Source organism: Pseudomonas sp. ok266 (assembly GCF_900110195.1).
Lineage (GTDB): Bacteria > Pseudomonadota > Gammaproteobacteria > Pseudomonadales > Pseudomonadaceae > Aquipseudomonas > Aquipseudomonas neuropathica.
This window is the reverse complement of the sequence record NZ_FOCU01000007.1, coordinates 306,112-328,901: the sequence shown is the minus strand read 5'-3', so window position 1 is coordinate 328,901 and position 22,790 is coordinate 306,112. Positions and strand designations below refer to the sequence as shown.

Genomic DNA, 22,790 nt, shown 5'->3' with positions numbered 1-22,790 from the left:
TCCCTCACCCCAGCCCTCTCCCAAAGGAGAGGGAGCTGACCGCGGTGTCTGGCGGGATGCATCGAACTGAAATATCCGGTTGATTATGGATTCGGCACACATCGTTCACGTCGGTGTATCTCGTGAACATCCCCCAATCAGTCCCCTCTCCTGGGGGAGAGGGCTAGGGTGAGGGCGAAAATTCCGGCTCAACATGCGCAACCGAAGCCGCCGCCAATGTGCGCAACCCGACCAACACAACAACCACCATCATGATCCCAGCGCCAATGGCCACGCCAAACCCCGCCCGTGCACCCCAGCCATCAATGACCAGCCCCGCCAGCATGCCGCCCAGCGCAACGCCAATGCTGATACCGGTGGTCATCCACGTCAGCCCCTCAGTAATCCTCGATGGCGGGATGATGATCGTTCCCAGCTTCATGACCACGACCATCGTCGGCGCAAACGAGATGCCGGCAATAAACAGCGTCGCTGACAGGACATAAACGTCCGTGGCAAAAATGGGCAGCACGCCAGTGAACGCCGTGACCAATATCCCGATCAGGAACTGTTTTTCGATCGCCAGCGAAACCCTCATCGCACCAAACGTCAGGCCCGCCACCAGTGAGCCGAACGCATAGGCAGCGAGGATGAAGGTCGCGGCCCCCGGCCAGCCTTGCGCATTGGCGAAGGCGACGACGGCAACATCGATTGCTCCACCAATGACCCCCATCGCCAACAGTGCCAGAACAATGGTGCGCACCCCGGGAATCAGCAAGGTTGAGCCGCTATGGCTGGCGTGACCGACGACAACCTTCGGCTCAGTCTGGCGTTGCAGCAGAAACGCCGTGACCCCGACGGCCAACAGCCCGACCGCAACCAGTGGCCCGGCTTCGGCGAAAAAGCTCACGCTCAGACCGATCGCCAGTGGCGGGCCGATGATGTACGCGAGTTCGGTCAGGACCGTGTCCAGCGAGAACGCCGTGTGCAACTGCGGCTTGCCCCGGAACAACTGCGACCATCGCGCGCGGATCATCGATGGCATGCTCGGCATCGTCCCCGCCAAGGCTGACAGTACAAAGAACACCGCGGCGGGCGCTCTCAGGTAAACGGCGGTGATCAGCGCCAGCAGCATGACAATGCTGAACGCGGTGACGATGGGCAGTACGCGACTCTGGCCATGTTGATCGACCAGTCTGGAGATGTGCGGGCCGAGCAGTGCATTGGCCAGGGTGAACGTCCCGGCGACTGCGCCGGCCAGCCAGTACACCCCGGTTTGCTGCACCAGCATGGTGATGATGCCGATGCCGATCATTGCCTGCGGCAAGCGCGCGATAGAGCTCGCGAGCACTAGCCCGGTGGCGCCGGGGGTCGTTAGCAGCTCGCGGTAGTGATTGGCCATGGTGTTTTCCTTACATGATCGTCACCGCTCAGCATCCGGCTGAACGCGTTGCCGATATCAAGACCTACGCGAACGTCAAAAGCAACCCTCACCCCAGCCCTCTCCCAGAGGGAGAGGGGGCTGACCGAGGTATCTCGAGTCATCCATCGACCTGAAAAAAGGAGTCGAATATGGATTCAGAGCAGGCCGGCCAGGTCCGAGTACATCGACCTGAAAGAACCAGTCGATTATGGATTCGGTGCAGCACGTTCAGGTCGGCGTATTTCTTGAGCATCCCCCATTCGGTCCCCTCTCCCTCTGGGAGAGGGTTAGGGTGAGGGGCTTTCTCGCCGCCAAACAAAAACCCGCACTAGGCGGGTTTTGTTTTGAAGCCAAACACAGCAATCAGTCAGCCAAACGCCAGGTAGTCCCACCCTTGCCGTCTTCCAGCACAACACCCATCGCCGTCAGGTGATCACGAATCCGATCCGACTCAGCCCAATCCTTCCCGGCCCGTGCCGCCAGACGCGCCGCAATCAGTGCATCAACCTCAGCTGCATCAACACGCCCTTCAGCGCCCGCCTGCAGGAAGTCATCCGCCTCCAACTGCAACACACCCAACACGCTCGCCAGCTCTTTCAGACGCGCCGCCAGACCTGCCGCCGCATCGAGATCGCTCTCACGCAGACGGTTGATCTCACGCACCATCTCAAACAGCACCGCGCAGGCTTCCGGCGTACCGAAGTCGTCGTTCATCACCGTGGTGAAACGCTCGACAAACGCTTCGCCGCCGGCCGGCGCCACAGTCGGCAAACCTTTCAACGCGTGGTAGAAACGCTCGAGGGCGCCTTTGGCGTCCTTGAGGTTGTCTTCCGAGTAGTTGATCGCGCTGCGGTAGTGGCTCGACACCAGCAGGTAACGCACGACTTCCGGGTGATACTTTTCCAGCACGTCGCGAATGGTGAAGAAGTTGTTCAAGGACTTGGACATCTTCTCGCCATTGATGCGAATCATGCCGCAATGCATCCACGCGTTGGCGTAGGTCTTGCCGGTGGCTGCTTCGCTCTGGGCGATTTCGTTTTCATGGTGCGGGAACTCGAGGTCGCTGCCGCCGCCATGAATGTCGAAGGTCTCGCCGAGGCAGCAGGTGGACATCACCGAGCACTCGATGTGCCAGCCCGGACGCCCGGCGCCCCATGGCGATTCCCAGCTTGGCTCGCCCGGTTTGGCGGCTTTCCACAGCACGAAATCCAGCGGGTCCTGTTTCGACTCGTCGACTTCGATGCGGGCGCCGATGCGCAGGTCTTCGATCTTCTTGCGCGACAGTTTGCCGTAGCCCATGAACTTAGCAACGCGGTAGTACACGTCGCCATTGCCCGGCGCGTAGGCGTAACCCTTGTCGATCAAGGTCTGGATCATCGCGTGCATGCCCGGAATGTGATCCGTGGCGCGCGGTTCCATGTCCGGCTTCTTGATGTTCAGGCGCGCTTCGTCTTCGTGCATCGCGGCGATCATGCGCTTGGTCAACGCTTCGAACGATTCACCGTTCTCGTTGGCGCGGTTGATGATCTTGTCGTCGATGTCGGTGATGTTGCGCACGTAGGTCAGGTCGTAACCGCTGAACCGCAACCAGCGGGTCACCAGGTCGAACGCGACCATGCTGCGGCCGTGGCCAAGGTGGCAGTAGTCGTACACGGTCATCCCGCAGACGTACATGCGCACCTTGTTGCCATCCAGCGGTTTGAAGACTTCTTTGCTCTTGATGAGCGTGTTGTAGATCGTTAGCACGTTATTTCCCTTGACGCTGAATCACTGGCCCCACGAATCACGCAGGGTCACGGTACGGTTGAATACCGGCTGACCTGGTTTCGAGTCCTTCATATCAGCAACGAAGTAGCCTTCGCGCTCGAACTGGAAACGGTCTTCCGGCTGTGCGTTGCCAAGCGATGGCTCCGCACGACAACCGGTGAGTACCTGCAGCGAATCAGGGTTGATGTTGTCGAGGAAACTCGCGCTGTCTTCAGCCTTCTCAGGGTTGGCCGAACGGAACAGGCGATCGTACAGACGCACTTCGCACTCGACGCTGGCGGCAGCCGGCACCCAGTGGATCACGCCTTTGACCTTGCGGCCTTCCGGGTTCTTGCCGAGGGTTTCCGGGTCGTACGAGCAACGCAGTTCGACGATGTTGCCATCGGCGTCCTTGATCGCTTCGTCGGCACGGATCACGTAGCTGCCGCGCAGACGCACTTCACCGGCAGGCTCCAGGCGCTTGTAGCCCTTCGGCGGCTCTTCCATGAAGTCGTCACGGTCGATGTAGATTTCCCGGGCGAATGGCAGTGCGCGCACGCCCATGTCTTCTTTCGGGTGGCGCGGCAGTTCGAGGTTTTCGACCTGGCCTTCCGGGTAGTTGGTGATGACGACTTTCAGCGGACGCAGCACGCACATGGCGCGCGGCGCGGTCTGGTCGAGGTCGTCACGGATGCTGAATTCGAGCATGCCGAAATCAACCACGCCGTCGGAACGGTTGGTGCCAACCATTTCGCAGAAGTTGCGGATCGATTTCGGCGTGTAGCCACGGCGGCGGAAGCCCGACAGCGTGGACATGCGCGGATCGTCCCAGCCGTTGACGTGCTTTTCATCGACCAGTTGCTTGAGCTTGCGCTTGCTGGTGATGGTGTAGTTGAGGTTCAGACGGCTGAACTCGTACTGACGCGGGTGCGCCGGCACTGGCAATGCGTCGAGGAACCACTCGTACAGCGGACGATGGCTTTCGAACTCAAGGGTGCAGATCGAGTGGGTGATGCCTTCGATGGCGTCCGACTGACCGTGGGTGAAGTCGTAGTTCGGGTAGATGCACCACTTGTCGCCGGTCTGGTGGTGATGGGCGTGGCGGATGCGATACATGATCGGATCGCGCAGGTTCATGTTCGGCGAGGCCATGTCGATCTTCGCGCGCAGCACGCGGGCGCCGTCCGGGAACTCACCGGCACGCATGCGCGCGAACCAGTCGAGGTTCTCTTCCACCGAACGGTCGCGGAACGGGCTGTTCTTGCCCGGCTCGGTCAGGCTGCCACGGTATTCCTTGGCCTGCTCCGGGGTCAGGTCGTCGACGTAGGCCTTGCCAGCCTTGATCAGCTCCACCGCCCAGTCGTGCAACTGGTCGAAATACTGCGAGGCGTAGCGCACTTCACCGGACCACTCGAAGCCCAGCCATTTGACGTCGGCTTCGATCGCGTCGATGTATTCCTGGTCTTCCTTGGCCGGGTTGGTGTCGTCGAAACGCAGGTGCGTGACGCCGCCGAACTCCTGGGCCAGGCCGAAGTTCACGCAGATCGACTTGGCGTGGCCGATGTGCAGGTAGCCGTTGGGCTCAGGCGGGAAACGGGTGACGATCTGGGTGTGCTTGCCCGAGTCCAGGTCTGCCTGGATGATCGGCCGCAGGAAATTGACCGGCACGGCAGGGCCGGACTTGGCATTCGAGGTAGGGTCGACAGTGGGCTTGCTCATAGGATCCTTGACTTACATGTGCGCGGCCGCAGAGGGGGCCAGACAAAACAAAGCCGCTATCATAGCCGATGCTGTCAAGGGGCTGACAGAGCACGGTCTATAAAGGAGCGCATTTAATCGCCGGGAATTGAAAAACAGCCTCGAAATTCGCGCCTGTCACGCTAAACTGCGCACCTTGGCCCACGCTGGCTGAACCGGTTTTGGGGTTCGATGTCCCAAAACCACGAATTCCTCTAAAGAGTAGCGATCATGACTCAAGTTAAATTGACCACCAATCATGGCGACATCGTCATCGAACTGAACGCTGAAAAGGCGCCGATCACCGTCGCCAACTTCATCGAATACGTTAACGCCGGTCACTACGAAAACACTGTTTTCCACCGCGTAATCGGTAACTTCATGATCCAGGGCGGCGGCTTCGAACCAGGCATGAAAGAAAAGAAAGACAAGCGTCCAAGCATCCAGAACGAAGCTGACAACGGTCTTTCCAACGACAAATACACCGTTGCCATGGCCCGTACCATGGAGCCGCATTCGGCTTCCGCGCAGTTCTTCATCAACGTTGCCGACAACACTTTCCTCAACCACAGCGGCAAGAACGTGCAGGGCTGGGGCTACGCGGTATTCGGTAAAGTGACCGCCGGCACCGACGTTGTCGACAAGATCAAAGGTGTTTCGACCACTTCCAAGGCCGGCCACCAGGACGTACCAGCAGACGACGTGATCATCGAGAAAGCCGAGATCATCGAAGCGTGATATTGCTGATTTCAGACTTGCATCTGGAAGAGGAGCGCCCGGACATTACCCGGGCGTTTCTGGATTTGCTCGCCGGACGCGCCCGCTCGGCGAGTGCGTTGTACATTCTTGGCGACTTCTTCGAAGCGTGGATTGGCGACGACGCCATGACGCCCTTCCAGCGTTCCATCTGCCAGGCCCTGCGCGAATTGAGCGACAGCGGCACGGCGATTTTTCTGATGCACGGCAATCGCGACTTCATGCTCGGCAAGGCCTTTTGCAAGCAGGCCGGCTGTACGTTGTTGAAGGACCCGAGTGTCGTGCAGTTTTACTGCGAGCCGGTGCTGTTGATGCACGGCGACAGCCTCTGCACCCGCGACGTCGGCTACATGAAGCTGCGGCGTTATCTGCGTAATCCGATCACGCTGTTTATCCTGCGCAATCTGCCGCTGAGCAGCCGTCATAAGCTGGCGCGCAAACTGCGCAGCGAAAGCAAGGCACAGACGCGGATGAAGGCCAATGACATTGTCGATGTCACGCCTGAAGAGATTCCGCGGATCATGCAGGCGTTTGGCGTGAAAACCTTGATTCATGGCCACACCCACCGCCCGGCGATTCACAAGTTGCAGCTTGGTGAACAAGCGGCGAAGCGGATTGTGTTGGGGGATTGGGATCGTCAGGGGTGGGCGTTGCAGGTGGATGAGAGCGGGTACGCCTTGGCGCCGTTCGACTTCGCCCCGCCGCTGGCTTTGCCGCACGGCTGAAGATCGCTACCCCCTCACCCCAGCCCTCTCCCCCAGGGGGGCGAGGGGGAAAGGGAGCCGACCGCATGCAGTTCAAAACCTGAGTTCGACTGAAGTCTGTCAGGTCGATGTATCCCGAACATCCACCACGGTCAGTCCCCTCTCCCTCCGGGAGAGGGTTAGGGTGAGGGGCTCTTGACCTTAGTGCCCGGAAGCCGCTGGCCCTGCCTTGGCAGCAAACGGCGGCTTCGCCAGCCACACAATCAGAATCAACCCCATAAACCCCCAGCCCAACAACGTGAAGTAATCCACGGTGGAGAGCATGTACGCCTGACTGGTGAGGATCTGATCCATCTGCGCATAAGCCGACTGACTCGCCCCGCCCAAATGATTCAAGGTCTCGCGAGTCGCCGGCTCGAAGGTGCTGATGCTCTCACTCATATACGCATGATGCTGATCCGCCCGACGAATCCAGATCCACGTGGTCAGCGACGCCGCAAAGCTACCGCCCAACGTCCGCAGGAAAGTCGCAAGACCAGCACCATCGGCAATCTGGCTCGGCGGCAAATCCGACATGAGGATGCTCAACGTCGGCATGAAGAACAGCGCCACGCCAATACCCATGAACAACTGCACCAAAGCAATGTGCTGGAAGTCCACCTCATTGGTGAAACCCGCCCGCATGAAGCAGCTCAAGCCAATCGCCAGAAACGCCAGCCCGGCCAGTAAACGCAGGTCGAACTTGTTCGCGTACTTGCCGACAAACGGCGACAGCAGCACCGGCAGAATGCCGATCGGCGCCACGGCCAGACCGGCCCAGGTCGCGGTGTAGCCCATTTGCGTCTGCAACCACTGCGGCAGGATCAGGTTGATGCCGAAGAACCCGGCGTAACCGAGCACCAACACTAGCGTGCCGATGCGGAAGTTGCGGTAGGCGAACAGCCGCAGGTTGACCACCGGATGCTGGTCGGTCATTTCCCAGATAACGAACACCGCCAGCGCGATCACCGAAATCGCCGCGCCGATGATGATGAAGTTCGACTCGAACCAATCCAGGTCATTGCCCTTATCGAGGATCACCTGCAACGCGCCGACACCAATGATCAGCGTGATCAGTCCGACGTAATCCATCGGCTGACGGCTGGTTTCCACCGGACGTTTGGCCAGTTGCGAACGCACCACCATCACCGCAAAGATGCCGATCGGTACGTTGATAAAGAAGATCCACGGCCAGCTATAGCTGTCAGTAATCCAGCCGCCGAGAATCGGCCCGGCAATTGGCGCAACCACCGTGACCATCGCCAGTAACGCCAGGGCCATGCCTCGCCTCGCGGGCGGATAGACCGCGATCAACAGGGTTTGCGTCATCGGATACAGCGGCCCGGCGACCAGACCTTGCAGCACACGGAAGCCGATCAGTTCCGGCATCGACGTCGAGATACCGCAGAGAAACGAGGCCAGCACGAACAGAATCGTGGCCCAGAGAAACAGCTTCACCTCACCGAAGCGGCGGCTGAGCCAACCGGTCAGCGGCAGCGCAATCGCGTTACTCACGGCGAACGAGGTGATCACCCAGGTGCCCTGCTCCGAACTCACCCCGAGGTTGCCGGAAATCGTCGGCAGCGCCACGTTGGCAATGGTGGTGTCGAGCACTTGCATGAACGTCGCCAGCGACAGGCCGATAGTGCTGAGCAACAGGCTGGGCGGCGTGAAAGAGGCGTTATTGCTCATTGTGAATCCTATGAAACCAGGTTGACGCCGCCCTCTTGTGGGAGCGAGCTTGCTCGCGAAGGCGGCCTGTCAGACAAAACAATGCTGAATGACACACCGCTTTCGCGAGCAAGCTCGCTCCCACAGGGTCAGGTGTGATCTCAGCGTTGCGCGGTTTTGCTCACCGCGGCGCTGTTGTCGTGGATCAGCTGCGCAATCATCGCGTCGGCTTCGGCCAGTTGGCGGTCGTAAACATTGGTGCTGAACGAGGCCTTCTGCGGCGGCTGCTGGGCCAATACCGGACCGCTCTGGTCATGCAGATTCACTTCAACGTTGGTCGACAGACCGACGCGCAGCGGGTGCTTGGCCAGTTCTTCGGCGTTGATGTGAATGCGCACCGGCACACGCTGAACAATCTTGATCCAGTTACCGGTGGCGTTCTGCGCTGGCAGCAGAGCAAACGCGCTACCGGTGCCGGCGCCGAGGCTGTCGACGGTGCCGCTGTATTTCACGTCGCTGCCGTAGATGTCGGATTCGATATCGACCGGCTGACCGATGCGCATGTCACGCAGTTGGGTTTCCTTGAAGTTGGCGTCGATCCACAGCTGATCCAGCGGAATCACCGCCATCAACGCCGTGCCCGGTTGCACACGCTGACCGAGTTGCACGGTGCGCTTGGCGACATAACCGGTGACCGGCGCGATCAAAGTGCTGCGGGCATTGGTCAGGTAAGCCTGACGCAGATCGGCAGCGGCCGACATCACGTCCGGATGCGACGACACCACGGTGTCATCGACCAGCGCGCTGGTGGTTTTCAGTTGCTGCTTGGCGTTGGCCAGGGCGTTTTGCGCCGAGGTCAGGTCGTCGCGAGCGTGGGACAGTTCTTCCTGGGAAATCGCCCCGCCCTGTGCCAGGTTCTTCCGGCGGTTGTAGTTGTCCTGGGCTTTCTGCACTTCGGCCTGCTGCGCGTTGACCTGGGCTTTCATGCCATCAACGTTGCTGTACAAGCCGCGCACCTGACGCACGGTGCGCGCCAGTTTCGCCTGGGCACTTTGCAGACCGACTTCAGCGTCGTTCGGGTCGAAGTTGATCAGCACCTGACCTTCGTGAACCAGATCACCATCGTCAGCACCAATGCTGACCACGGTGCCAGTCACCAGCGGGGTGATTTCGACGACGTTGCCGTTGACGTAGGCGTCGTCAGTGCTTTCGTTAAAGCGCCCGATGAATTCGTGATACGCCCAGACGCCGGCGCAGGCGAGTGCAACGACAACGGCGAGTACCAGCAGCATGACTTTGCGCTTACGCGGGTTGCCGGTGTCCGGGGTGTTGCCTTGAGCTTGGGTATTTTCGGCAGTGGCCATGACAAGTACCTTGAATTAGTTGTGCGGCGTGGCTGGGCTGGCGTTGGCTGCGGTCAGGGTCTGCCCCTGGAAGCCGCCGCCCAGCGCTTGCATCAGTTGAATCGACAGGTCGATCTGCTCGGCATTGAGGTTGGCCAGTTGACGCTGGGCCTGCAGCAGTTGCTGCTCGATGCTGAGCACGTCCAGGTAGTTGCCGATGCCGGAACCGTAACGCTGGACGACGGTGTTGTAAGAATCCTGGGCAATGTCGGTGGCGTGTTGCTGCGCACCGATCTGCCGGCCGATGTCACGCAACTGGTTGATCGTGTCGCTGACATCGCCCAGTGCTTTCACCAGACTTTTGTTGTACTGCGCCACCGCCAGGTCGTAGTCGGCGTCGCGCGCATCGAGGTTGGCGCGCAGGCGTCCGCCGTCGAAGATCGGCACCGAAATGGTCGGGGCAATGTTGAAGAAGCGACTGGCCGAACCGAACATCGCGTCACCCAACAAAGATTCGGCACCGGCCGAGGCCGACAGGTTCAAGTTGGGATAGAAGCGGGTTTTCGCCGAGTCAATGTCTTTGCTTGCCGCTTCGACGCGCCAGCGCGCAGCTACCAGATCCGGGCGCCGACCGAGCAGTTCCGCCGGCAGCACCGACGGCACGGCGACAGCGCTGGCTTGCAAGACTTTCGGGCGGGCGATTTCGTTGCCGCGATCCGGGCCTTTGCCGAGCAGCACGGCCAAGGCGATCTTGGCGCTGTTCAGGCGTTTTTCCGCATCGATCAGGCTGGCTTCGGAACTGGCTTCCAGACTTTGTGTTTGCTGGAACTGGTACTGGCTGTCGATCCCGGAACTCAGGCGACGCTGGCTCAGGTCGAGCATCTGCTTGGTGCGCTTGAGGTCTTCGTTCGCCAGGTCATAAACGATGTGCGCCTGACCGAGATCGCTGTAGGCACGGGCGACATCGGCAGCAAGCGTCAACTGCGCAGCCTGACGATCAACTTCAGCCGCGCGGGCCTGACCGAGTGCAGCTTCCCAGGCATCACGCTGGCCGCCCCAGAGGTCGAAGTTGTAATTGAACCCGGCGCTGACGTTACGCACGGTGGCGTAGGCATCGCCCTGCCCTCGCGGGTCCTGATCCTTGGCCAGACGCGAACGGCTGATGCCGGCGCTGGCGTCGAGGGTCGGATAACGTTCGGCATCGGCGGCATACGCGGCGGCGCTGGCCTGATGCGCACGGGCTTCGGCGATCTGCATGTCCGGGCTGTCGTGCAGGGCTTCGCGAATCAAGCCGTCGAGTTGCGGATCGCCGAGGCTGGTCCACCAGTCGCTCTTCGGCCACGCGGCCGGCGACAGGGTCACGCCGTTGAGGGATTGGCCGACCTTCAGGTTTTTCGCATCGAGGCTCGCGCCCGACGTGTCGAGGCCGCTGTAGTTGGCGCAGCCGGCGAGGATCATCGCCGACAGCACCAGCGTCAGGCTGCTGCGCAAGGTTTTACCGCTCATTGTGTTCACCTAACCGCTGGATAGTGATCGGGTCACCGGCTGCCAGCAGAATTTTCTTGAGGATGTATTCCAGGGTCTTCAACTCGTCCGGAGTGACGGCGCCGGCCAGTTCATTCATTGCGTCGGCGCCGATGTGCGGCAGGCGATCGGCAAGTTGCTGGCCTTGCTCGGTCAGTTTCAATTGCACCTGACGGCGATCGCCTTCGCTGCGCTGGCGAGCAAGGAAGTCTTTCTGCTCCAGACGATCGAGCATGCGCGTCATCGAACCGCTGTCGAGCGACAGATGCCGGCAAAGCTCGGCCGGGGTATCGACGCCGAACTGGGCCATGATGATCAACACCTTGAACTGCGCGGCGGTAATGCCGTGGGGTTCCATGTGGGTGTCGATGATCCGGTCCTTGAGCAGCGCGGCACGGCCAAGCAACAGGCCGAGATGGCAGTGTTTGAATTCGTCCGGGGTGAAATGCTTCATTTGCTCACCTAATAACTGCCTAGGCAGTGAATGTATGTCGAGATGTTACTGCCTAGGCAGCGAATGTCAACGGAATAGTTAGGAGGCTTGGTAATTAGTTGACCAATGGAGTTGGTTTTGTGTCGCCCGCGCTGACGCTTTCGCGAGCAGGCTCACTCCTACAAGGGAACGCATTTCAAATGTAGGAGTGAGCCTGCTCGCGATTGGAGCGACTCGGTGTGAAGCCAGTCAGGATTCGTCGGAAGGATGCACAGGTGGCGGCTGCACAGGATGCACCTCACGCCCCCGCAACGCAGTGGCCGCATACCCAAAGGCCCGCTTGCTCACCGCATAAATGCTGTGCCAGCCCGGCGGTGCCGGCTCGATGGCAGCATGCAACGCTCGCGCATAGTCGAGCACCAGTCCGGGCGTCCACGCCATCGCCTCTGCCCGTTTGCGCACTTGCGCGGCAACCCAGAACTCGGGGCTGAAAATGATCCGGGCGAAATCCAGCATGCTCGAATGCCCCCGGTTCATCGCCCCTTCCAAGGCCGCTTCGAGGCTATGGGCGACGGCGCTGGAACAGTTGCGGCTGGTCAGGTTGTATGTGCTGTTCTGCCGATACTCCGTCCAGAACGCATGCAGGCGCCGGGCGTCGTAATGAGCAAAACTGACCTGCACTGAGGATGGACACCAGTCCGCCACCTCGCCGGCATAGTCCGGCAAAAACCTGCCGGCAACATCGTTGTTCGGCGTCGCCCGCAGCAAGCGCACAAAATCCCCCGCCGAACGATCGATGTCGTCCTGCGGGTAATGGCTGATGTAAATGTCCGGGCCACATTCCAGTGCCGCATGGCCGGCGGAGATCACGCCGTTGATGTCGACCGCCGCGATGTAGCGGTTGAGCAGGCGATTGCGCACCAGGGTGTCGTCGACGGTGCCGCTGGGGGTCCAGACGTGAATCACCAACGCGTCGCTGCTGGCCGGCGTACTCACTGCAGCAGGATTCGTCAGCGGCAACTGATTTTTGAAGCGCACGGCTTGCCGCAACAAGGCGCAACCGGTCAGGAACAGGCTCATGCCAATGCAGAACGGCACCGTGCCCTTGTACAGCGTCGGATACGGTTCGAGGATAAACACGCCAAAGCCGATTTCGAACAGCCCCGCCAGCAGCGACACTCGCCAACCGACAAAGCGCACCACCAGCGCCGCCGCCAACCGAAAACCGCCATCGAGCAAAAAAGCCCCGCCAAACAGCACCGCCAGAATCAGCCCGGCAGCGTGTTGCCGGTCGACGATCAGCAGCCCCAGCAAGAGAAAAGCCAGTCCGCGCGCTCTGCGCAGGGCCGCAGCGGTCCCGGCTTGCGGTGCCGGCACCAGCAGCAGAATCAGGGCTTCGAGCAACAACAGGTAACCGAAGAGATGCAGCGGGAAATACAGAACGCCGTCCAGCGCATCAATGAAGATGCCCACACCGGCCGCGCCCCAGACAATGCCCGTCAACGCCAGCGCGGACCAACGCTTGCGCACAAAGTCGTGACCGAGCAAGACCATACTCAAGCGGACCATATGACCTCTCTGGTGAACCGGGGGCCGCACAATCTGCACGGTTTTCAGGCTTCGGTGAGTCTAATACATCGCCGCGTTTGCGCAGGCGCGGGAGCGTGTTCTAAGAATCGCCTGATGTCCATCGGCAAACGGCGTGTTTAACGTACGCCGCTCTTTGGCCAATTACGTAAACCCCTTCATGAAGCGTTTCAAGCTCCAGCACCCGCTCCTGTTTTGTATCGCAGCCAGTTTGCTTGTCTGCGCCTCGAACGTGATGGCCGGCAGCTGTGTTGCAGTCAACTCAAAGACTGAAACCCTCAATTTTGGCGCCAGTCTCGCCAGTTCGACTCTGACCATTGCTGACGACACACCCAATGGCACCGTGGTCTATCAGGATACAGTGCATTCAAATGGCCATGTCTGGAGCTGCTCGAGGATTTCCCTGTATGGCATTCAGATGAATCCGGAACTGGGCACTGCCACCAGTAAGGACAGTATTTTTCCGCTGGGCAAGAGCGGACTGTCCTACCGCGTCTGGTTCCAAGCCCTGAGCCGTTACGAAACAGCTTTGCAAGCCATCGCCGCCAACTCCGCCTATGGCTTCGGCGCGAACTCCGTGCGTCTGGAAATCATCAAAACCGGCGAGTTGACGTCGAAAGTCAACATCGACGCGGGGTATCTGGGCAGCCTGCAGAGCGATGATCTGATCCTGACGAAACTTAACCTGATGAACCCCATCGTGCTGAACGCCGCCTCCTGCCAGACCCCTTCCGTCCCGGTCGCGATGGGCGATGACTATCAACTCCAGGACTTTAGCGACGCGGGCGCCAAACCCCGCACCGTGCGCTTCGACATCGCCTTGAATCAGTGCCAGACCGGCATCAAGAAAGTCACCTATTCGCTCAAGGCCACGACACCCGTCATCGACGCGACCAAGGGCATCGTCGCCCTCAACAGCACCTCCACCGCCAGCGGCATCGGCCTGCAATTGATGAACGATGTCGGGCAGCCGATTTCCTTCGATACCACCTACCCGTTCAACGCCTTCACCACCACCGGCACCGATTTCAAGATCCCGTTAACCGCCGCGTACTACCGTCTGCCCACGGGCGAACTCAAGGCCGGCAGCGCCAACACCGAAGTCACCTTCATCGTCAACTACCTATAGCATTCTAAGGATCGTCTGATTTTCCCCGCTCCCGGCCCTGCCTAGAGTGCCGGGATGAGATTGAAGAACTACCTCCATCAGATCAGCCCGCTCCTGTCCTCGCCCGATGCGGCGCGGCGTCTGCTGCGCATTTTTGCCCTGGTCCTGCTGGTGGGCATTCTCGGCGGCGTCTACAGCTTCCTGCTGTTTACCTTCAACAATGAGATTTCTCAGCGGCGCAGCTACATGAGCAGCGCCATCGCTGAGGCGCATACGTTTTTCACCACCCGCGAAGCGCTGCTGGAAAGCCTGAGCCTGTCGGCCACACGCAAGGCGAAAATAAACGTGCCGGTGTCCGAGGAAGAAATCCGTTTGCTGCTGGGGCAAACGCCGGGCAAGCAATGGAGCATCTGGCTGACCCAGCGCATGCGCGATTACCTGAAAGCCAAGCAGCTCAATCTGCTGTATGTCAGCAACGGCGGTCATGTATTGCGGCTATACAACGCGACGCCGCTGGTCGTCGGATTGCCACAGGCCACGCTGGATCAACTGGAGTCGCTCAAGCTCACGGCGACATTATCGGAACTGTGGCTGACCCATGCCGCAGACGGCCACTCGCAGCTGTACATCTTCATTCGCCTGGATGAACGCGACGTCCACTCCGGCTGGCTCGGCCTGGAAATGGACGACCGTGAAGTCTCCAGCGCCTTGAACGACCACAGCGCCGGCGAGTTCACCATGTTCAACTCACAAGGCAAACCGCTGTTCAGCAACAGCCACAAACCACCGCCCGAACAGAACCTGCCATTGCTGCGACAACAGGATTTCTTCGGCTTCGTCGGCGATGGCTGGCTGCCCGAGCAATTGGTGTTGCGCAAGCAGCTGAAATCCTCGGACTGGCAGCTGACTTACTCCATCGACTTGCTGGCGGTACTGCGCGCCCTGTGGCCGCAAATGCTCGGCGCGCTGCTGTTCTGCGTGTTGAGTATCAGCCTGGTGTGCCTGTTGGTCCGTCGTCTGGAGCATCGTTTCATCACCCCGGCGATCCAGCGCATTCAGGCGCTGGTGGAAAGCGAACTGTTCAGCCGCGACGTGATTCAGACCGCGCCGGTGGCGTTGTGCGTACTGCGCCGCAGTGACGGCCAAGTGGTGCTGGACAACACCCTCGCGCGGCAATGGCTGGGCCAGTGCAGCGAGCAACTGGGCGCGGGCTGGATCCGTGATGCATTTGACGAAACCACGCCATGCCTGACCGATTACTTCGAGACCGCCGACGGTCGTCACCTATACCTGAGCTGTGCGCCGACCCGCTACAAGGGTGAAGACGTGTTGCTCTGTGCATTTAGCGATATCAGCGCACGGCGACAGATCGAAGCAGCGCTGGAACAGGCACGCCAATCGGCCGATGCTGCCAACGAAGCCAAGACCTTGTTTCTGGCGACCATGAGCCACGAAATCCGCACCCCGCTCTACGGTGTGCTGGGCACCCTGGAATTGCTCGCACGAACACAGTTGGACACTCAGCAGAAAAGTTACCTGCGGGCGATCGAGGGATCATCGGCGACGTTGCTGCAGTTGATTTGCGACGTGCTCGATGTGTCGAAGATCGAGGCCGGGCAACTGGCGCTGGAGCTGAGCGAGTTTTCCGTCCCGGAACTGGTGCACGAAGTGGTGCAAGGCTATGCCGCCGCCGCGCAAAGCAAAGGCCTGCAACTCTATGCCTGCCTGGACCCGCAACTGCCTGAGCGCTTGATCGGCGATGTCAGCCGGGTGCGACAGATCCTCAACAATCTGCTCAGCAACGCGGTCAAGTTCACCGATTCCGGGCGCGTGGTGTTGCGGGTCAGACTGATCGCTCGCGAAGGCGAACGCGTGTGCCTGCAATGGCAGGTTTCGGACACCGGCAAAGGCATCGCCCATGACGATCAGGCGTTCATTTTCGAGCCGTTCTACCAGACCGCCGGCAACACCAATGTGGTCGCCGGCACGGGCCTCGGTCTGCCCATTTGCCAACGTCTGACGCATTTGATGAACGGCACTCTGCGCATGGTCAGCGAGCCGGGCCTGGGCAGCAGTTTTTCCCTGAGCGTGCCGCTGGAGCAACGTTCCTGCGAGGCGCCATCCGCTGCTGTGCCGCCCTTGGCAGCGGACCTCATTTATGTCGTTTCGCCCGTACGCGAACTGGCCGACAGCATCAGTGGCTGGTTGCGCCGCTGGGGCGCCCGCGCGCATATCGGCGCACCGGATAGCATCGAGCCGGATTCGACGGCGCTGCTGCTGGAGCTGTATCCCGCAGCCTTCGGACAGCGCCCGAACCTGGCATGGCGTGGCCCGCGCGTACTCGCCAGCGGTGACGGCGCCCATGAGCCGCAATTTAGCGGCGACGGCTGGCAGGTCAATCTGAATGATCTGCTGGCGATCCAACGCGCCGTTCGCCAGGCCCAGAGCGGCCAGATCGTTCACCGCCCGCAAGACAGTGAACCCCACGCGATGCGTCCGTTGCGCCTGCACATTCTGGTGGCCGAAGACAACGTCATCAATCAGTTGATCCTGCGCGATCAGCTCGAAGAACTGGGCTGCACGGTGGCGCTGGCCAGCGATGGCGAAGAGGCCTTGGCGCTCTGGCCCGACGCTGCGTTCGACATCGTCCTGACTGACGTCAACATGCCCCGCCTCAACGGCTACGAACTGGCCAAAGCCCTGCGGCGCCTCGGTTGCAGCATTCCGATCATCGGCGCGACCGCCAACGCCCTGCGTGGTGAGGATGCGCTGTGTCTGGCTGCGGGCATGAATCACTGCCTGGTCAAACCTTTTACGCTACGAGCCTTGTTCGCTGTCCTGGCTCCCTACGAACGAGTCGCCCATGAAGCCCTGTAGCATTCTGATTGTCGAAGACCACCCCTTCCAGCACCTGTACTTGCAGAACCTGTTCAGCGAGTTGGGCGACTTCGATCTGGCGTGCGCCAAGGACGGCGAAGAAGCACTGGACTGCCTGAAACAACGCGACTTCGATCTGGTGCTCACCGACCTGCTGATGCCGGGCATGGACGGTGTGCAATTTATTCAGGGACTTGCCGCGCAACGTTCGCGCCCGGCACTGGCGATCATGAGCGCCGCCTCACGACGGATGCTGATGGGCGCGAGCCTGGTGGCGAGCAACCTGCAAGTGAAAGTCATCGGGCTGATTTCGAAACCGGTGAATGCCGCCGCCCTGCGCTGCCTGATCGATCAATTGCAGGCGCTGCGCCAAAACGTCCCGGCGGCGACCCATCCCGGCATCGATCGCCAGAGTATCTGCAATGCCCTCGACAACGGTGAACTGCAAGCCTGGTTTCAACCGAAGAAGGCTTTGAACAATGGCCGGATCGTAGCCGCCGAAGCGCTGGTACGCTGGAATCACCCCGAACATGGCACGCTGCTGCCCGGTGTGTTTTTGCCAGCGTTGATTGCGTTCTGTCTCGAAGAGCCGTTGCTCTGGTGCGTGCTGAAACAAGCGATTGCCGCCCAAGCCATCTGGCGCGAACAAGGCTATGACATTCCGGTGTCAGTCAATCTGCCCACGCACTTACTCAACAGCCACGACTTGCCCGACCGCATTCTCGCCTTCGTTCTCGCCCATCAAGGCCTGCCCGCGCGGATCTGTTTCGAGTTGATGGAGTGCTCGGTGCCCGATGACATCAGCAATTTCTACGCCGGCGCGTGCCGCTTGCGGATCAAGGGTTTTGGTCTGTCGCAGGACGATTTCGGCAAGGGCTACAGCTCATACATGAACCTGGTATCGGCGCCGTTCACCGAACTGAAAATCGACCGTGCTCTGGTACAAGGCTGCAATGCCAACGCCGAACTCGCGCAAGCACTGACCAGCATTGTCAGCCTCGGTCGCCAGTTAGGTCTGACGGTGGTGGCCGAAGGCGTAGAAACCGCACAAGAACTTGCTCTGCTGCGTAAAATCGACTGCACTCAGGTTCAGGGTTTCCTGATCTCCCACGCCGTTTCAGCCGATCAGTTCCAGCACTTGCTGACCCACGACGGGCCGGCGACTGCCTATTGAGCGGCACGTGGCTGTTATTGAACGTCGCTCGCTACCGAGGTCACTGTGTCCCAAGGCTGCCCCATCACCGCTGGTCAGGCGCTGTAATGCCGCATACCAATGCATTTCTGGACAAACTGGCCAGCAGTTCGCTGCGCTTGAACAAAAGTCTGCTGCTACTCGGCGCACTGGTGTTGCTGCTGCTGGGCATCAGCTATCTGGGCGTGCAGCGCATGCTCGAAGAGCAGCGCGATACCCTGCAGTTTCACTTCGCCCGGTTGATGGAAAATATCCATGAGCAGGAAGTGTTCCTGCGCGATATCTCCCAGGCCAGTGCCAAGGGTCAATATTTCCCTTTGGTGGTGTTGCCCACCTATTCGCAAAAGCTGCTGCCCGATGAAGGCCCGAATATCTATGAAGGTCGCGGCTTGCCGTTTTCACTGCCGTTCAGTGTAAAGATCGATCCGAACAGAATCGCCGCCGACCAATACCCCAAGGTTTTCGCACTGGGCAGTTATCTGGCCGCCTACTACAGCGCGTTCTGGGCGGCATCGCACTATCAGTCGCCGCAAGTGATCCTGCTCAATGGCCCCGACAACTTCGACGTGGCCGTGCCCTCCGCCGGGCGCTTGCGCGGTGCCGGCCCGATGCAGATCGGCGCGTTTGCTCAAGTGATGAGCCAGGTGAACCAGCATGCACGCGAGCAGCCGTTATCAGTCGCTGATCATCAAGTGCATTGGGTGCCCTACCCGTCTACTCAGGACAGCGAGGCAACACCGACGCTGCTGGCCTACGTCAGGATCAATCTGCTGCAGCCTACGCTGGCCATTGAGGGCGCCGATTCCTGGGTGGTGCTCGGCACGTTGCTGAAACTGTCTCAGGTGAACAACATCGAGCGCTTGATGGAGTGGTCGATTTACGATGACTTCACCTTGATCACCCCGGCCGGCGTGGTTTTGACCGGCGCACCGAGGTCCACCCAGGTACTGGATGATGGAATAAATGTCGACCGCGACGGCCTGGTGTTCAAACTGAGCAGCCCCGGCGCGCAACACTGGACAGCGATCTACGTCATCAGCCTGCGCAGTTTTCTCAGCTATGCGCTGTGGCCATTGCTGTGCCTCGTGGCGGTGGTGCTGGCGTTGCTTGGTTGCGGTCGGGCCATCAATCGCTGGTACACCGCACGCGTGATCATCCCCGCGCAAAGTGCGCACGCGAGCATCGCCGAAAGCGAGGCCTTCAGCCGTGCGGTGATCGACACCGCACCGACCGGCCTCTGTGTGATTCGCCGCAGCGATCACCACGTGCTCCTGGAAAACCAGCGCGCCCAGCAATGGCACGACAGCAGCCGTTTGATGAGCCTGCTCAAGTCACACAGCGAGTCCGGCCATGCCGATCTGGAGATCGACGGGCGGCATCTGCATCTGGCTTTCGTCTCGACGCGCTATCAAGGCCAGGATGCCTGGTTGTGTGCGTTGCATGACGTGACCCGGCATATCGAAGACGCCGCCGCCCTGGAAGAAGCCCGTCAGGCCGCCGACTCGGCCAACCAGGCCAAGAGCCGCTTCCTGGCCACCATGAGCCATGAAATTCGTACCCCGCTCTACGGCGTGCTGGGCACTCTCGAATTGCTCGGTCTGACACCGCTCGCCCCGCGCCAGCAGGATTATCTGCACACCATCCAGCGTTCCTCCGCCAGCCTGTTCAAGCTGATCAGCGATGTGCTGGATGTGTCGAAGATCGAGGCCGGGCAAATGACCCTTGAGCTTCAGGACTTCTGCGCGCTGGAGCTGACTGAAGAGGTTGTGCGTACTTACAGCGCATTCGCCCGCGCCAAAGGCCTGCAACTGTATGCCTGCATCGATTCGACCTTGCCGGATCGACTGCGCGGTGACCCGTTGCGCATCCGCCAGATCCTCAACAACCTGCTGAGCAACGCGATCAAGTTCACCGACAACGGCCGCGTGGTCCTGCGCGTACGCGTGCTGCAAAACGCCGCCGGCAACGCCCAAGTTCAGTGGCAGGTCAGCGATTCGGGGGTGGGGATTTCCCCCGCGCAGCAACAGCAATTGTTCGACCCCTTCTATCAGGTCAACGATGCCGACAGCCAGGCTGGTGCGGGTCTGGGCCTGGCCATTTGCAAATGGCTGTGCGAGTTGATGCACGGCCAGTTGAGCGTGGTCAGCGAACCGGGGCTGGGCAGCAGTTTTACCCTGCAACTCGCGCTGGAGAACGTGCCGGGCGCATTGGCCGACTGCCCCGCGTTCGAGGCCGGCAGCCCCGCCGTTTATGTTCGTGCACCCGTTAACGAACTGGCGCTGCACCTCATCGCCTGGCTCAATCGTTTTGGCCTGGATTGCCGCTCGGTGACAACCGAGATGCCGCCATCGGCGGCGCTGCTGGTGGACCTCTTGCCCCTCGACAATGCCCCGCGCTGGAACGGGCCACGGATCGTCGCCGTAGCGGGCGGGCCAAACCCGTCGCAACTGAATGGCGCCGACTGGGCGGTCGACGCCGACGATGTGCGCGCAATTGCCTGGGCGATTTATCTGGCACAACACGGCACCAATGCGCAGCGCCCCGCCTCGTTGCAGGCAAAGACCCGCCCGTTGAATCTGCAAGTGCTGGTGGCCGAAGACAACGGGATCAACGCGGCAATCATCAAGGAACAACTGGAAGCACTGGGCTGCGCGGTGGTCGTCGCCGCGAATGGCGAACAGGCCTTGGCACAGTGGGCGCCCGGTCGTTTCGATCTGCTGCTGACCGACGTCAATATGCCCGTCATGAATGGCTACCGGCTGGCCGAGGCCGTACGCCAACAGGATGCGACGCTGCCGATCATCGGCGTCACCGCCAACGCCCTGCGCGAAGAAGGCGAACGTTGCGCCGCCGTCGGCATGAACGCATGGATGGTCAAGCCGCTGAACCTCGCGACGTTGCGCGCGCAACTGGAACAGCATTGCAAAATCGCCCTGGCGCCGGCTATCGGTGCCCCACCGGCGCTTTCAGCGAAAATGCGCGAGTTGTTTGTCACCACCCTGCGCCAGGATATTCAGACCACCTTGGCAGCACTGGATGCGGCCGACGCTAACAGCGTGGCGCAGCAACTGCACAGCATGGCGGGAGCGCTGGGTGCGGTGCAGATCAATGCCTTGGCCAGCGCGTTTGTCGAGCTGGAATGTCGCTTGACCGGCATGGCCGTGACGCCCGCTCTGGCCGTGGCGGTGCGACAAAATCTGACGCGGCTGCAAGATCTGCTCGACTCCCTCGAATAACTTCACTCTGGATAAATCACTCATGGAAACCTTCAACGTTGTCATTGCCGATGATCATCCCATCGTGCTGCTGGGGGTGCGGGAACTGGTCGAGCGTGACCAACGCTTTCGCGTGGTGGGCGAAGCCGTTGGCTCCGATGAGCTGATCAAGCTGCTGGAGACCAAGCCTGTAGATCTGTTGATCACCGACTTCAACATGCCTGCCGATTCGACCTATGGTGACGGCCTGAAACTGGTGGAGTACCTGATAAGGCACTTTCCCAAGGTTCGGGTGCTGGTACTGACGATGATTTCCAATCCATTGATCCTGACGCGCCTGCAGGAACTGGGTGTGCTGGCAGTCATTCAGAAAAACCAGTTGCACGACGAAATCGAGACCGCACTCAAAGCCATCGCCAAAGGCAACCCGGTGCGCTGGCAGGCACACGCGCCGACATCCGTAGTGAACGACGGCGCTGATCTGGATGAACGGTTTTCCCGGTTGTCGCCCAAGGAACATGAAATCCTGCGTTTGTTCGTTCAGGGCCAAGGCGTCAACGACATTGCCCGTCACTTGAACAGAAGTGCTAAAACCATCAGTACGCAAAAAATATCGGCAATGCGCAAACTTGAAGTCAGCAGTGATCAGGAACTATTGACTTATTGCATAGAACGCAACTTGTTCAGCTGATAAAACCGGACACTTTGCGGCAACTTCCGCACATCTAGGAATCGTCTGATGTTCCATCGGTAAAACGAGTTTTATTGTGTTGCTTTAACCCCACCAATGGAAAAAGCAACATGAAAAAGTTGTCCCAAACACTTCTCGCCCTTTCGATCTTCGCTGCGGCCGGCAATGTCCTGGCAGCCGACCCACCGGTTACACCAACCAAGGCGGGCAGCGGCACCATCAACTTCACCGGCACCATCAACAACGACGCCTGTTCGGTTGAAAGCGCCGGCAAGGACAAGACCATTTCGGTCGCCATGGGTGAAGTGTCGATCAAGGACATGGGCACCGCCACCGCACCTAAAGGCAACGGCACCTTGAGCGTCGAAAACTTCGACATGAAGATCAACTGCAACGCTGGCACCAAGGTTGCGATGCTCTTCGAACCGACCAAGGGCGCAGGCTCGGGCATCGTTGCCGGGACCAAAGTGCTGAAGCTGATCGACGGCCTGGGCGCTGCGAAGAACATCGGTATCGCCTTGCTCGACTCCAATGGCGCGTTGATCGACCTGAGCTCGCCATCCACCGCGAAGATCGAAAACACCCTGCAAGACAGCAACACCACGCTGAAATTCTCGGCCGCCTACGTCACCACTGCTGACGTCGCAACTGTCGTTGCCGGTCGCGGCGACGCCACCCTGCCGTTCACCCTGCAATACGAATAACCCGCGCGAATACTCGAGCCCAGTGCGGGGCCGCCCGGCCCCGCGCTTTCAATCACTTGCG

Annotated in this window: 16 protein-coding genes; 8 read left to right on the top strand and 8 right to left on the bottom strand. The window is 60.3% G+C overall.

Annotation, left to right across the window (positions count from 1 at the left end; translation table 11 throughout):
• Positions 1–163: 163 nt before the first annotated feature.
• The 3 genes from BMY54_RS15440 to BMY54_RS15430 all read right to left on the bottom strand — a co-directional run bounded on the left by BMY54_RS15440 (position 164) and on the right by BMY54_RS15430 (position 4,867).
• Positions 164–1,381, bottom strand: coding sequence for an MFS transporter (locus BMY54_RS15440; RefSeq protein ID WP_093434221.1), 1,218 nt, complete (start codon positions 1,379–1,381; stop codon positions 164–166).
• 384 nt (positions 1,382–1,765) lie between these two features.
• A complete protein-coding gene (gene cysS, locus BMY54_RS15435; RefSeq protein WP_093434219.1) occupies positions 1,766–3,148 on the bottom strand; it encodes a cysteine--tRNA ligase in 1,383 nt (460 codons plus the stop codon).
• 21 nt (positions 3,149–3,169) lie between these two features.
• On the bottom strand, positions 3,170–4,867 hold the full coding sequence (locus BMY54_RS15430; protein WP_093434212.1) for a glutamine--tRNA ligase/YqeY domain fusion protein: 1,698 nt from the start codon (positions 4,865–4,867) through the stop codon (positions 3,170–3,172).
• 249 nt (positions 4,868–5,116) lie between these two features.
• On the opposite strand from BMY54_RS15430, the gene BMY54_RS15425 reads away from it, so the two are divergent.
• Entirely contained in the window at positions 5,117–5,623 is a 507-nt protein-coding gene (locus BMY54_RS15425) for a peptidylprolyl isomerase (protein WP_093434208.1), read from the top strand.
• On the top strand, positions 5,620–6,366 hold the full coding sequence (gene lpxH / locus BMY54_RS15420; protein WP_093434205.1) for a UDP-2,3-diacylglucosamine diphosphatase: 747 nt from the start codon (positions 5,620–5,622) through the stop codon (positions 6,364–6,366). The genes BMY54_RS15425 and lpxH overlap by 4 nt, the downstream gene beginning before the upstream one ends.
• A gap of 180 nt (positions 6,367–6,546) precedes the next feature.
• Here the strand turns inward: lpxH and BMY54_RS15415 are convergent, their stop codons facing one another.
• The 5 genes from BMY54_RS15415 to BMY54_RS15395 all read right to left on the bottom strand — a co-directional run bounded on the left by BMY54_RS15415 (position 6,547) and on the right by BMY54_RS15395 (position 12,924).
• Complete coding sequence (locus BMY54_RS15415; RefSeq protein WP_016986555.1) at positions 6,547–8,076, bottom strand: DHA2 family efflux MFS transporter permease subunit; 1,530 nt, start codon at positions 8,074–8,076, stop codon at positions 6,547–6,549.
• A 140-nt stretch (positions 8,077–8,216) separates the two neighbouring features.
• Complete coding sequence (locus tag BMY54_RS15410; RefSeq protein WP_008082123.1) at positions 8,217–9,419, bottom strand: HlyD/EmrA/EmrK family protein; 1,203 nt, start codon at positions 9,417–9,419, stop codon at positions 8,217–8,219.
• Positions 9,420–9,434: 15 nt separating this feature from the next.
• The gene (locus tag BMY54_RS15405; RefSeq protein WP_093434202.1) at positions 9,435–10,904 is read right to left on the bottom strand and encodes an efflux transporter outer membrane subunit; all 1,470 of its coding nucleotides are present in this window, start codon (positions 10,902–10,904) and stop codon (positions 9,435–9,437) included.
• Positions 10,894–11,376, bottom strand: a complete 483-nt coding sequence (locus BMY54_RS15400) for a MarR family winged helix-turn-helix transcriptional regulator (protein ID WP_034154732.1) — start codon at positions 11,374–11,376, stop codon at positions 10,894–10,896. Before BMY54_RS15400 ends, BMY54_RS15405 begins: the two co-directional genes overlap by 11 nt.
• Positions 11,377–11,604: 228 nt before the next feature.
• Positions 11,605–12,924 carry a hypothetical protein gene (locus tag BMY54_RS15395; protein ID WP_093434199.1) on the bottom strand — a complete coding sequence of 440 codons (1,320 nt, stop codon included), beginning with the start codon at positions 12,922–12,924 and terminating at the stop codon, positions 11,605–11,607.
• A gap of 253 nt (positions 12,925–13,177) precedes the next feature.
• On the opposite strand from BMY54_RS15395, the gene BMY54_RS15390 reads away from it, so the two are divergent.
• The 6 genes from BMY54_RS15390 to BMY54_RS15365 all read left to right on the top strand — a co-directional run bounded on the left by BMY54_RS15390 (position 13,178) and on the right by BMY54_RS15365 (position 22,729).
• The gene (locus BMY54_RS15390) at positions 13,178–14,071 is read left to right on the top strand and encodes a fimbrial protein (RefSeq protein WP_256573903.1); all 894 of its coding nucleotides are present in this window, start codon (positions 13,178–13,180) and stop codon (positions 14,069–14,071) included.
• A gap of 54 nt (positions 14,072–14,125) precedes the next feature.
• Positions 14,126–16,927, top strand: coding sequence for an ATP-binding protein (locus BMY54_RS15385; protein WP_093434193.1), 2,802 nt, complete (start codon positions 14,126–14,128; stop codon positions 16,925–16,927).
• Positions 16,914–18,101 (top strand): response regulator cyclic di-GMP phosphodiesterase PvrR, encoded by a 1,188-nt coding sequence (locus tag BMY54_RS15380; RefSeq protein ID WP_093434190.1) that lies wholly within the window; start codon positions 16,914–16,916, stop codon positions 18,099–18,101. Before BMY54_RS15385 ends, BMY54_RS15380 begins: the two co-directional genes overlap by 14 nt.
• Positions 18,102–18,187: 86 nt before the next feature.
• Positions 18,188–21,355, top strand: a complete 3,168-nt coding sequence (locus BMY54_RS15375; RefSeq protein WP_093434187.1) for a hybrid sensor histidine kinase/response regulator — start codon at positions 18,188–18,190, stop codon at positions 21,353–21,355.
• Positions 21,356–21,377: 22 nt separating this feature from the next.
• A complete protein-coding gene (locus BMY54_RS15370; protein ID WP_093434184.1) occupies positions 21,378–22,025 on the top strand; it encodes a response regulator in 648 nt (215 codons plus the stop codon).
• Between the two features lie 110 nt (positions 22,026–22,135).
• Positions 22,136–22,729: a fimbrial protein gene (locus BMY54_RS15365; protein WP_093434181.1), complete on the top strand. Its 594-nt coding sequence runs from the start codon at positions 22,136–22,138 to the stop codon at positions 22,727–22,729.
• The last annotated feature ends 61 nt before the right edge of the window (positions 22,730–22,790 follow it).

Coding starts and splice junctions, on each gene's coding strand:
- BMY54_RS15365 (WP_093434181.1), top strand. CDS start 22,136: ATGAAAAAGTTGTCCCAAACACTTCTCGCCCTTTCGATCTTCGCTGCG.
- BMY54_RS15390 (WP_256573903.1), top strand. CDS start 13,178: ATGGCCGGCAGCTGTGTTGCAGTCAACTCAAAGACTGAAACCCTCAAT.
- BMY54_RS15400 (WP_034154732.1), bottom strand. CDS start 11,376: ATGAAGCATTTCACCCCGGACGAATTCAAACACTGCCATCTCGGCCTG.
- BMY54_RS15410 (WP_008082123.1), bottom strand. CDS start 9,419: ATGGCCACTGCCGAAAATACCCAAGCTCAAGGCAACACCCCGGACACC.
- BMY54_RS15425 (WP_093434208.1), top strand. CDS start 5,117: ATGACTCAAGTTAAATTGACCACCAATCATGGCGACATCGTCATCGAA.
- BMY54_RS15375 (WP_093434187.1), top strand. CDS start 18,188: ATGCCGCATACCAATGCATTTCTGGACAAACTGGCCAGCAGTTCGCTG.
- BMY54_RS15405 (WP_093434202.1), bottom strand. CDS start 10,904: ATGAGCGGTAAAACCTTGCGCAGCAGCCTGACGCTGGTGCTGTCGGCG.
- BMY54_RS15440 (WP_093434221.1), bottom strand. CDS start 1,381: ATGGCCAATCACTACCGCGAGCTGCTAACGACCCCCGGCGCCACCGGG.
- BMY54_RS15415 (WP_016986555.1), bottom strand. CDS start 8,076: ATGAGCAATAACGCCTCTTTCACGCCGCCCAGCCTGTTGCTCAGCACT.
- BMY54_RS15385 (WP_093434193.1), top strand. CDS start 14,126: ATGAGATTGAAGAACTACCTCCATCAGATCAGCCCGCTCCTGTCCTCG.
- BMY54_RS15430 (WP_093434212.1), bottom strand. CDS start 4,867: ATGAGCAAGCCCACTGTCGACCCTACCTCGAATGCCAAGTCCGGCCCT.
- BMY54_RS15395 (WP_093434199.1), bottom strand. CDS start 12,924: ATGGTCCGCTTGAGTATGGTCTTGCTCGGTCACGACTTTGTGCGCAAG.
- BMY54_RS15370 (WP_093434184.1), top strand. CDS start 21,378: ATGGAAACCTTCAACGTTGTCATTGCCGATGATCATCCCATCGTGCTG.
- BMY54_RS15380 (WP_093434190.1), top strand. CDS start 16,914: ATGAAGCCCTGTAGCATTCTGATTGTCGAAGACCACCCCTTCCAGCAC.